The 11,677-nt window shown below is 62.0% G+C and carries 10 protein-coding genes; 2 read left to right on the top strand and 8 right to left on the bottom strand.

Annotation, left to right across the window (positions count from 1 at the left end; all coding sequences use genetic code 11):
- Window positions 1-1,767, top strand: a 1,767-nt coding sequence (locus IC66_RS0126900; protein ID WP_038949762.1) for a flagellar biosynthesis protein FlhA, incomplete at its 5' end; no start/stop codon positions are given.
- A gap of 294 nt (window positions 1,768-2,061) precedes the next feature.
- Window positions 2,062-2,262, top strand: coding sequence for a hypothetical protein (locus tag IC66_RS0126905; RefSeq protein ID WP_028142198.1), 201 nt, complete (start codon window positions 2,062-2,064; stop codon window positions 2,260-2,262).
- Between the two features lie 284 nt (window positions 2,263-2,546).
- Here the strand turns inward: IC66_RS0126905 and IC66_RS0126910 are convergent, their stop codons facing one another.
- From IC66_RS0126910 to IC66_RS0126945, 8 genes are all read right to left on the bottom strand, one after another.
- Entirely contained in the window at window positions 2,547-3,092 is a 546-nt protein-coding gene (locus IC66_RS0126910) for an REP-associated tyrosine transposase (protein WP_028142197.1), read from the bottom strand.
- Window positions 3,093-3,165: 73 nt separating this feature from the next.
- Window positions 3,166-4,098, bottom strand: coding sequence for a hypothetical protein (locus IC66_RS46485; protein WP_157158102.1), 933 nt, complete (start codon window positions 4,096-4,098; stop codon window positions 3,166-3,168).
- Window positions 4,099-4,466: 368 nt separating this feature from the next.
- Complete coding sequence (locus IC66_RS0126920) at window positions 4,467-4,967, bottom strand: toxin-activating lysine-acyltransferase (RefSeq protein WP_161966252.1); 501 nt, start codon at window positions 4,965-4,967, stop codon at window positions 4,467-4,469.
- 2,055 nt (window positions 4,968-7,022) lie between these two features.
- Window positions 7,023-7,295, bottom strand: coding sequence for a hypothetical protein (locus tag IC66_RS43695; RefSeq protein WP_080670183.1), 273 nt, complete (start codon window positions 7,293-7,295; stop codon window positions 7,023-7,025).
- Window positions 7,296-7,843: 548 nt separating this feature from the next.
- Window positions 7,844-8,650, bottom strand: coding sequence for a transglutaminase-like domain-containing protein (locus IC66_RS0126930; protein WP_028142196.1), 807 nt, complete (start codon window positions 8,648-8,650; stop codon window positions 7,844-7,846).
- Window positions 8,651-8,728: 78 nt separating this feature from the next.
- Window positions 8,729-8,902: a DUF3606 domain-containing protein gene (locus IC66_RS43705; RefSeq protein WP_081494336.1), complete on the bottom strand. Its 174-nt coding sequence runs from the start codon at window positions 8,900-8,902 to the stop codon at window positions 8,729-8,731.
- A gap of 195 nt (window positions 8,903-9,097) precedes the next feature.
- Window positions 9,098-10,321, bottom strand: coding sequence for an NAD(P)/FAD-dependent oxidoreductase (locus IC66_RS0126940; RefSeq protein ID WP_028142194.1), 1,224 nt, complete (start codon window positions 10,319-10,321; stop codon window positions 9,098-9,100).
- 132 nt (window positions 10,322-10,453) lie between these two features.
- Complete coding sequence (locus IC66_RS0126945) at window positions 10,454-11,413, bottom strand: helix-turn-helix transcriptional regulator (RefSeq protein ID WP_028142193.1); 960 nt, start codon at window positions 11,411-11,413, stop codon at window positions 10,454-10,456.
- Between the last annotated feature and the right edge of the window lie 264 nt (window positions 11,414-11,677).

Consider the following 11,677-nt stretch of genomic DNA (forward strand, 5'->3'; position numbering starts at 1 on the left):
AGCTTCGTGATGGGCGGCAATTTCGTCATCGGCATCATCGTCTTCGCCATCCTGATCATCGTCAATTTCGTCGTCATCACCAAGGGTTCGGGCCGTATCGCCGAGGTTGCCGCCCGCTTCCACCTCGACGCCATGCCCGGCAAGCAGATGGCGATCGACGCCGACCTCGGCGCCGGCCTGATCGACGAAAAGGTCGCCAAGCACCGCCGCAAGGAGCTGGAGGACGAGAGCGGCTTCTTCGGCGCCATGGACGGTGCCTCCAAATTCGTCCGCGGCGATGCCATCGCCGGCCTGTTGATCGTCTTCATCAACGTCGTCGGCGGCATGATCATCGGCGTGGCGCAGCAGGGCATGTCCTTTGCCGATGCGGGGCGCAGCTACACGCTGCTGACCGTCGGTGACGGCCTCGTCACCCAGGTGCCGGCGCTGATCGTCTCGACCGCGGCCGGCCTGCTCGTCTCCAAGGCCGGCGTCTCCGGCGCCGCCGACAAGGCGCTGATGAAGCAGTTCTCCGGCTATCCGCAGGCGCTCGCGATGTCCTCGGCGGTCATGCTGGTGCTGGCGGCCCTGCCGGGCATCCCGACCCTCCCCTTCCTGGCGCTCGGCACCGGCGCCGGTGCGCTCGCCTGGCACGCCCGCAACCGCAATCGGGTGACGGCCAAGGCCGAGGAAGCCGCCATGGCCGCACCCGCTGCGGGAACGCCGGGTGCGGCGGGCACGGCGGCGGCCGAAGAGCCGATCTCGGCGGCGCTCAAGATCGACGACCTCAAGATCGAGCTCGGCTATGCGCTGCTGCCGCTGGTCAACGGCCCCGACGGCACCGACCGCCTCACCGAGCAGATCAAGGCGCTGCGCCGTTCGCTCGCGATCGAGATGGGTTTTGTGATGCCGGCGGTGCGCATCCTCGACAACGTCCAGCTCGAGGCCAACACCTACATCATCAAGATCAAGGAGGTCGACGCCGGCACCGGCAAGATCTGGCCGAACCAGTTCATGGTGATGGACCCCGGCGGCAGCCAGGTGCAGGTGCCCGGCATCCACACCACCGAGCCGACCTTCGGCCTGCCCGCGACCTGGGTCGACGCCAGCCTCAAGGAGGAGGCCTCGCTCAAGGGCTACACCGTCGTCGACGCCGCGACCGTGCTCTCGACCCATCTCACCGAGCTGCTCAAGGCCAACATGTCGGACCTGCTCTCCTACGGCGAGGTGCAGAAGCTGCTCAAGGAGCTGCCGAAGGAGCAGGGCGAGCTGGTCAAGGACATCGTGCCGGGACAGGTCACGGTCTCCGGCATCCAGCGCGTGCTGCAGCTGCTGCTCGCCGAGCGCATCTCGATCCGCGATCTCTCCACCATCCTCGAAGGCATCGCCGACTCGCTCGCCTTCTCGCGCAATCCCGCCACCATGGTCGAGCATGTCCGGGCCCGCCTGGCGCGGCAGATCTGCGCGCAGAACACCTCCTATGCCGGCTATCTGCCGCTGATCGCGCTGTCGGCGCGGTGGGAGCAGGCCTTTGCCGAATCCATCATCGGCCAGGGCGAAGAGCGCAGCCTTGCGATGCAGCCCTCGAAATTGTCGGAGTTCATGACCGGCGTGCGCGAGGCGTTCGAGCGCGCCGCCCGCGAAGGCGAGGCGCCGGTGCTGGTCACCTCTGCGGCAATTCGTCCCTTCGTCCGGTCCCTGGTTGAGCGGTTCCGGGCCCAGACGACGGTGCTGTCGCAGGCCGAGATCCACCCCAGGGCGAGATTGAAAACTGTCGGAAGCATCTGATTTGCCTTAAGAAGCCGTGTGTTTTTCGGCCACAGGCAAATGGTTTCTGAGTTCCTGGCGCCTTGTGGACCAAACCTCGACAAGGCGCCTGACAGGCACATTACAGCTTTGAAATAATTGCAAAAATGCACGATCAAGGGTCGCTTTTGATCGCGATCTTTCACGTCCTGTCACGCTCTTGTGATGGCCTCTTGGGAACGAATCCCCCCAATACTAGGTTGTTGGGCACCGGAAGCATGAACCTGCCTGAAACGGCCGGCGACTACTTCGGGTAGATGGCGGCAGGAGGCTTCCATGAACCACTCGATCTACAGCGCAGATCGCGCGACCCATTTGAAAGTCGTGGTCGTTGCCCTCGTCGCAGGGATCGCGGTGGCGGGCCTCGGCATCACGGCACGCACGGGTTCGGACGAAGGTCTGACCCAGACCGCCCGCGTCATCAAGGCCGACAAGCCGGTTGTTATCACCAGCGCGAATGCATCCCTCGTTCGCTAAGGAGATCTGACGAGTTTTTTGAATTCACGCGGCTCTTTACCAGCCCCCCAAAGTCGCCACGTGGATATGTAGACGACCCCAACCCCAAGTCGACTACAGAAAGCGCCCGCCCCCCACGGGCGCTTTCTCATGTCTGGGGGTGTGATTGCAGGCGCGCTCGCCAAATTCATCAAACACACGACTGTCTCCTCTCGTGTTCCGGACGCGCTGCAACGCGATTTCAGCACCCGCCTCACTCCGTCATTCCCGGCCCGCGTAGGATGGGTTGAGCGCAGCGATACCCATCATCTGCCCTCTCCTCTTTCACCGTATTCGTGTGCATCCTCCGAACGATCGCCGGCCCAGTCGACCGGATAATTGCCAAGCCTCACATGGCGATGAAACGAGGACCATGCCCAGTCGCATACGCGCGGGACCAGCCCATGCTTGACCGGATTGATGTGGACGTAGTCGACATGGCGCACGAAATCGCCTTCATCGCGTATGGCATGCTCCCAATAGCGGCGCTGCCAGATTCCGCGTTCGCCCCTTGCGGCGCGGCTCGATGATATTCGTTCACCGCGCTCGACGCCGCGAGAAAATGCTGACTTGACCAGTCGCCAGCGTGTTGCGAAATCGGAATCGCCTTCGGGTAACGACCATACCGCATGGAGATGATCGGGCAGCACAACGACGGCGTCGATCGTGAAGGGATGACGTCGGCGTGTTTCGCGGAAGGCCGCGCGCAAGATCTCGACATGGTCCGTCAGCAGGGAAAGCCTGCGCTCCGCCAGATTGACGGTAAAGAAGAAGCTGCCTCCCGGGACGAAGTTGCGACGATAATTTGTCATCATGAATTGGCCGAGAAGAAAGTGATGGGTTTCGCAAGGGCTCAACCCATCCTACGGGCTCAGCAAGACTTGTTCACTTTTTCCTGAGCTGGACCTTTTGAAGCCAACTGCAACTCCCGCCGGTCCCGAATATCAAAATGCTCGAATCGGAATGCGGGAGCATGAACGAGGCACGCCCATTCGATCCGTCGCACACTCGCTCTACCGTATTGGGGAGAAGATCACGGGTGATTTGGGCCGTTGCCCGCTCTAGATAAAAAAGGTTTGTACCTTCCGCAGCGACACAGAAGGTGATCAGACCACCGTCTAGAGGAGCAACAACGGTACGAGGGCACGGCATGGGTCCTAGGCGACCTGGCACAACAGTATCGGGAACGTCTTTCTGCCAAATAATCTGGCCCTTCGGAGTGATGCGCGCAACGCTCAATGGCTTTGCCGAAGGAGGCTTCGACCATGGCTCAGTCCACGCAGTCGCTGCGTAAAGGTCGCCCCGTCCGGAAACAACTTTCATTAGCCAAGCGGAGCTTGGATTTTGAGCCGGCTCTTCACGGACAAGTTGACGATCAACAAGAAGTCGACCTTCAGTCTCAAACCGCCATAAAGCGACTCGCACAGCAGCGCCGACAGGATGGCCATCGACAGCTTCGAAAGCCACTACCGCAATCAAATCATTCAATACAGTAACCGAGGCGATTTTGCCCGCGCCGAACGTCTTCTCCCAAACGATCTCTCCATCTCCAGATATTCGCGCGAGCCAGCTTGCGTCGTCTTCTCTCCCGACGATCACCGCGTCACCGCTGGGCAAAACCGCTATATCAGCAATTGTGTTATCACGATTGCGCGCAACCTCAATTTCCCGAATCACGTGCCCGGCCGGGTCGAGCTTTGCGATGTAGCCATCAGACAAAGGAGCACCACCGATCGAACGTCGGATGTTCTGCGTTCCCCCGACCCAGAGCGAGCCGTCCGCTGCCACTGCCAAATGGATGGCGGAGGCAGCAAGCATCTTCGCACTCAGAATTGGAACGCGGGTACCAGTGCTAAGCTCGCTCGCGCCGATCGACAATGCCAGGCGCTTCTCACGATCTTGAAGAAGGAGGACCGCGGTGCCGTTCGTCGCTGGAGCAACCTCCAGTACCGTGACCTCCGGGATAGACCAAAGGTATTTTGACGATGATATAAGTCCGTTACCGCTACTCGGCTCGGCAGATAGAGGAAAGTTCAGACAGCTAAGCGAGCTGAGGAAAAACAATGCAGCCGGAAGCGCCCTAATGGTAGGCTCTAGGCAGCTCGCGGCAACAGACAGCAGCCGACCACACCAAGCTGCATTAGCCAATCGATACGCATAAACGCGGAACACAGGCGGCATCGAATTTACCACTTACCGGGCTCTATTTGATCGCGCATCTCGCTTTCGCCCCCAAACGGAGCAACCACATCGATGATCTTCCTGTTCGCCCCGCTCTTCCATTCCGTCGGCGTCAACCGCACATCCCCCGCATCGATCCGCTTCGCAACGGTCTCATCCGCCAGCGCCCAGAATGCGACGCCAACCGGCTGCTCGCCCTTGTAGAAGATGCGGAACTGCTGCAGCAGGATCGCCGGCATCACCAGCCATTCGAGATCGCCGAGCGGGATCGCCTTGTGGCGCGGCGACTGCGTCATCAGCCAGGTGATCTCGCCGAGCACCTGCGACACGGTCTTGGGCGGCGGGACCGCTTGCGCGGCGGCGGTGGAAGCCCCGGATTCGTTTGCGGCCTGGGCGCCGTTCGCGTGCGGAGCGCTGCCGGACGCTTCGCCGAGGCCGGCGCTCGCCTGCCCTGCTGCCGCTGGCGTTGGCTCTTCGATCCGCTTCGCGGCTCCGGTCTTCGTCATCCGCTTCTCTCCACGCGTCTTCTTCCCGGTGCCCGGCATCGGCCTGTTCTCCTTGCGAGAAAGGCCGAAGTTGAGAGCGGCCGTAGGATGGGTGGAGCGAAGCGATACCCATCGTTTCAGCGGCAGAGGATGATGGGTTTCGCAAGGGCTCAACCCATCCTACGGGCTGCTATGGACAGAATGCCATTCCCAACCCCTGCGGGTGACGCTAGACGAAACAACCTGGGCACATCAAGCAATAATTTGATGACGGAGTTGTCGGCGCGCGAGGCGTGTGGATTTCGCCACGCCGGCGTCATGAAGGATGTTGCAGCTTGCCGCGTCACGATACCGCCTGCTCTGTTGTGCGAACGCCGTGACGGAGTGTGAAGTACCAGCGCCCACCACTCTCGTGTCCCGGACGCGCTGCAGCGATCTTACGCTGCTGCGCAGAGCCGGGACCCAGGAAGCCACAGCATTTGCTGCCACGTGGGCCCCGGCTCTGCAGCGCATCGCTGAAGAAGCGCTGCGCTGCGTCCGGGGCATGAGAGCGGAATTTGGACGCAGCTCGTAGGATGGGTAGAGCGCAGCGAAACCCATCAACACTTCCCCTGTGTTGAAACATGATGGGTTTCGCAAGTGCTCTACCCATCCTACGCCTCCGAGACACGCCTTCGCATCCTCGCGGCTGATCTCGCCCGAGCTTTGCTTGATCTCTTCACCCTCTTGAATGGAGAGGGCGCAGGGAAGACCGGGCGCCGGCTGGCACCCGCGGTCCACTGTGCGAATCCTGCGTAACAAGAAGCTGCACAGCGGCATACAGGTGTAGCCAGGACATCCCGGCCTTCCCTTCGCAGTGGCTTTACGGCTTATGTCGGGATCTCCCCGGGGAGCGTTGCACTATTGCCCCCGTCGCCTTGCGGATGGCTGATGCGTGGGCCCGGTTGGACCGCACACATCACCACAAGACTTGGCGCACAGACCCCGGGCGCCAGGACCACACGATTTTGCCGTACGCCGATCACACCGGTCGTGTGCGCGATGCTTTCGCTCACGGCTCTCCGCCCTGCGAAAGCTCTTCGCGCCGATGCAATCAGCGTCCACCGCCGCCCGGCCCGCGTTCGTGACGATCGCGATACGCCCCTCTTCCTTGGGCCGGGTTGCGACGACACATACGCCCTTTCCGAAATTCGGTAAAGTGGAATATTTTTAAGGCGCCGACTGACCGATGGATTGGGTGTTTTGCCCGTCGGGCAACACAAGGGCTTGTAAGCTGGGCCCATCCACCGAATTGGTCTCGGTCAGTAGCCTCCGTGTCAAATTTCCAGGATTGCAATCAAGGCTGATGTCGGCGAACCGCACCGCAAGTCAGGTATAAAGCTTAAAGCCGCTCTTCCAGCGGCGTTCCTGGAAAGCTACATGGAAATCACGATCAGCCGCTAGACGTCGCGCCCAATGGCTTTCCATCTCGAGAAAAACGCCGACCGCTTAAATGAAGCGCAGGCGGCGGCTTACCAGCCCCCGGGAGGGTGAGAGCAAAATCCCGATGAAGGAGAACGAGACCTGAATTCAAGATGGCGGCAGTAGGCCCGGCGAGGTCAGCCACTTGTTGAGCTCCCCAGCAACATCGATCTGGCGGGCTTTTCGCAGAAGCTCCGCGCGGCGGACGCCAGCTGGCATCCCGTTGGCCTGTAGGCGGAGATTGATCGCCTCTTGCGCAAGGCGGTATTCGAATGTCAAGGATTGTCGTGGGGACCGTTGAGCCGGCATGTATGACGCTCCGCTGCGGGGTTGAGCGGGAGCGCAACTTGCGTTCACACCACCGATAGATGCTATGGGCCGCTCGATGGTCGTGGGACAGTGCGCCTTTATCTGCCGGATAGCGAGCGCTTTGTTCGGTTCCTGGCAGCAACTATCCGCATCCACTGGCGCCTTGTGCGGTCTGCCCTCCCATCCAATACCGTGCCAGCCAGATGAAGAGCACGCTTTCGTTGGCGCACCACTCGACAACCTTTGGCATCATCGTTCGTCATCTCACAGGCTCTCTCAATTGGCGCGCATGTTCGGAAGCGAGACTCAGCAACCGCGGCAAATATTCTTGAGCTTCGCGGCGGTTCGGGCTTCTTCCGCACGAAATGGATCTTTGTAACCTGACGATGGGTCGATGCCGGCTTCATCGGGCTTCCTGGTTCTTGGAGGAAATGCCGCATCGTAACAGGAAAGGCGCGCGCTGGTACTTTCGATCGCACGGCAGTTCGGCTCGGCGGCAAAAGCTGTTGGCGTGAATGTGCCCAGTGCGAATGCCAGCAAGAGCGCCGCGGTCCATGTGCCTGTTCGAACCATCCTCATGCTGAACACTCCATAGCTATTTGGTTTTACTCGCCCAGGTGGGACGCTCGCCGGTCCAGGCCGGAAGTGCATCCGATTCGGACCAACGCATCCGGCGCTCCTCACCTCCGACCCTCACGAAAACAAAGGGCGCATCGTCCCGGCCAGTCTTCGAACCAACGAAGATTGCCGGAACCCCGTAGGCATCCCTGATGATCGCCGTGTTTGCCATTTTGGGCTCCCGTTAGCTTGAACTGGCTCAACGCCGCGGTTTGCAGTTCTGACGCATGGTGATTGAACCGACTTGCCGCTACAAAATGGCCGTCACCGCAATCAGCAGCACGAGAAAGACCGGCACCAACAAAGGTGGTACGAGCCACTCACGAATGTCGAATTTGTCGAAATCTGACATCTGACCGCCTTCTCTTGGGTTGAGGCGGGAGCGCGAAGCTCTCAGTCACCGATAACGGCCACGTAGCGCACGGTGATGCGAACTGTGTAGCAGTCTTCTAATCAGTTAGCGAGATCAATCTCAGCCGCCTGGCACCCAATCGCCCAAGGCGAGCGCTCTACACAAGTTCATCAGTCCACACCTTGAAGCTGACGAGCGTGTTGGGTCCGAAAGTCTGGGCAATCGGAACATCCGCCGCATCGCGGCCTTGTGCAATCAGGACGCGCCCAATTCGCGGAGTGTTGTTGCGTGCATCGAATGTGTACCAGCGACCGCCAAGATAGGCTTCGAACCAGCCTGCAAAGTCTCCGGGGGCGTGGGGCGGCGGGATGCCGATGTCGCCGAGATAGCCGGTGCAATAGCGCGCTGGAATGTTCAAGCAACGGCAGAATGCAATGGCAAGATGCGCATAGTCGCGACAGACGCCCTTGCCCTCGTTGAATACGTCCCAAGCCGTCATGGTGGCCCGCGCATGCTGGTAGCCGAATGCGATGTGATTGTGCACGAAATCGCAGATCGCCTGGACCCGTGACCAACCCGGCGCCACGTTCTCGAACAGCTTCCATGCGATGTCAGAAAGCCGATCGGTTTCGCAGTAGCGGCTGCCAAGCAGATAGACGATGGTATCAGGTGGCAGATCCTGCACCGCGCATTGCGTGGCGGAAGGCACAATGACATCAGGCAGCCCGCTATCGCGCACTGTGCCGTTGGCGGAAAGACGCATGCGGCCGGCGGGCGCGACAAATCGATTGCACCAGTTTCCAAAGCCGTCGCGGTAGGGCGAGATCGGCACGGGAGGCTCGGTGATGAGATAATCCGGCACGATGATGTCGGATGCCCGGGTGAAATGCATACCGACGACAGCAATCAATGGTGTGACTTGCTGGAATTCGTAGGTCATCTCGAAGCCAACCTGTATTTTCATGTTCAGGGCCTGCCTCGACTGCATTGACTCGAAATGGCTGCGGGGACGATCGCGTTGGCAACGGCGGCCGGCGGTCCGCTACTTCAAACTAGAGGCCTCCTTGGTGATGGCCGAGATTGAACTGCCAGACTTGCGAACGACGTTGGTAAATTGCTCATCCGATAGCTTGAGCCGCCTGCGCAGGATCCTGACCTGCACTTTATCTCTTAAATCCAGCGAATTGCGGAAATGGGTCGGCTTTGGTCTGTTCATATGTTTCTTTCGCGATGAGGGGATGGACTAGATCGCGCGACCAGGCGGGCGTTACGCCGCTCCTGCTGCGACGGCGACTGTCCGCTGCTCACGAAGATTTTGTCTCCGTCAAGCCAACATTCGCCAGGGAGCGACGTTCCTCCGTTTTTAGGATTATCTGGTCGTGAGCGGAGGGGCAGATACGCACGAGCCAGCTCAACGACGCGGAGCCCCGTAAGTCGGCGGCGGTGCCTGCACCGTCGGCGCAGCGGCGGCGAACAGCTCATCCTTGCTGCCGGTCAGCGGCGGATAGATGCGCTTGCGGTTGATGATGTTCTTGGTCGCCTTCGCAGCCTGACCGGTCGCCTTGACCTCGCGATCCCAGCCCTCGGTATAGAGCGCGCCCCAGCCGCCGAGATCGAGCACGGTCACGTACCAGTCGATCCGCAGCGGCAACATCGGCAGGCCGGCGAGATCGGCGACCACGTTGTGGCCGGCGAAACGACCCATGGGACGCGCGAACTGGCAGGACATCACGGTCGGATGCAGCCCGTCGACCACGCTGGAGGCGACGTCGCCGGCCGCGAACACGCCACCGACATCGGCAACCCGCATGAAGGGATCGACCAGCAGGCGCCCGAGCCGGTCGCGGGCGTCCGGAAAGCGCGCCGCCAGAGGGCTCGCACGCATCCCGGCACACCAGATCACCGTCTGCGCCGGAATGAACTCGCCGGAGCTCAAGCGAATGCCGGCGGCCTCGACCGAGACGACGCGCACGCCGAGACGCGTCTCGACGTCGAGCGCGGCCAACGCCGTCTCGATGATGGGACGCGCCAGCGCGCCGATGGTGGCGCCGACCGCGGGATTGGGATCGACCAGGATGATGCGGCGGCTGCCGGCGATGCCTGCCCGCGCCAGCCTGTCGGGCATCTCGGCTGCGACCTCGATGCCGGTAAAGCCGGCACCGACCACCACGACGGTCGACCGCCCCGGCGCGGGCGCGCTGCGGCCGAGCGAGGCGAGATGGTCCTCGAGGCGGAGCGCCGCAACATAGGTATCGACATCGAAGGCGTGCTCGGCGAGGCCTGGTATGTCGGGACGCATCACCTCGCTGCCGAGCGCCAGCACCAGGCGGTCATAGGCCAGCGTCCGCTCGCCGCTGCTCGTGACCAGCGAAATCTCGCGCCAGACCGGATCGATGGCTTCGACCTCGCCGATCTCGTGACGGACACCGACGGGATCGAGCAGCTTCGGCAACGGTATCGCGACCTCGCGGAGATCGACCTCGTAATTGCGCACCCGGATGTTGTGATAGGGATTGCGATCGATCACGCAGATCTCGATGTCGCTGACAGCGCCGATCTCGTCGCGCTTGCGCGCGGCACCGATGGCCGCCCACAGGCCTGCAAATCCGGCGCCGAGCACGACGATACGCGCCATGTCCGTTGACTGCACTTTCCCAATGGAACGACGAGCGAACAACAAGCGATCGAGCGGTCTACCCGCACAGGTAGATATAGCTCATCGCCGCCAACGGGCCAACCGTGATCCGCAGAACGAAACCGGTGCGCCTCACGCCTCGCGCAATTCCGACGGTGTCGCGCCAAAGCGCTTGCGGAACGCACGGTTGAAATAGGACAAATCGGAAAAGCCCGAGGAATGTGCGATGTCGCTGATCTTGCGCGTCCTGGCGCGGGGATCGCCGAGCAGCTTGCGTGCCTGCAGCAGGCGCTGCTCCAGCACGAATTCGGTGAAGGTCGTGCCGGCCTGCTCGAACAGGCGTTGCGCCTGGCGCGGGCTGAGGCCCGAGCGCGTCGCGACCTCGGACAGGCAGAGATCGTTGCGGCCGAGCGCGGCCATCACATCGGCGCGCATGAGGTCGAGGCGCGCCGCCGCATGGCCGCGGCCGCGCGCAAGGCTGGCATGCTCGGCATCGGTGCCGAGCAGGAGGCCGACGAGATCGACCATATGCTGCGCGGTCAGGCGCTGGCCCACCGCGTCGAGATGCGGCGCGTGATTGGCAGCGAGCGCGTGGTAGCGGAAGATGGTCTCTGCGACGGCACCGTCGCTGAGCACTTGCGACAGCTTGTCCTCGGCACGCGGACTGATGTCAAGCAACGCGCGGCGCGGCATGCGGATGGTGGTGAAGCGGTTTTCATCGGTGTGACCGACGGTGCCGGTGATGCTCATGTCGACGAGCACCATCTGCGCGGGCGCAAGCTCCACGGTGTGGCCGTTCTGCCCGACACGCACGAGGCCGGCATGTGCGGCGATCAGCACGAGGTCGTCGCTGCCGTCGGCAAGGTGGCTCTGGGTGCGGGAATATTGCGCGGAGGCGCCTTCCGGAATGGCGAGCGCGATGTTGTCGACCACGCTGATCTGGAGCCGGCAATCGATGCTGTCGCCATGACTCGGCCCGATATCGAGGCCGCAGGCCCCGAAAGCCCGCTCGCGCCAATGTTCGAACGCAGGGCCGTGCGGCAGTCCCGTGTATTGGTGAACGAAGATGCCGGACGTTTTCGCTGCATCCATCTGATTTCTAGCCCCTCTCCGGCGTCACGATCGGCGGCGCCGACTGCAAATTCCGGGGATTTGACGCCGCAAATTGCGGCGAGGTTCAAATCGGGGGCGGATTCAGGCAGACTTGTCGGGATGCGACGGCGAAGCGGACCCTGACGACAGGGTCGTAGCCCGCATGAACGGCACCTATTTCTTCGCGGGCGCCTGCGGCTGGGACGGCGGCACGGTCTCGATCAGCTTGCCGGAAAACACCGGGGCCGAGGTCGGCCGGGCGGC

The sequence above is a fragment of the Bradyrhizobium genomosp. III genome (assembly GCF_000261705.1).
GTDB lineage: Bacteria > Pseudomonadota > Alphaproteobacteria > Rhizobiales > Xanthobacteraceae > Bradyrhizobium > Bradyrhizobium ottawaense.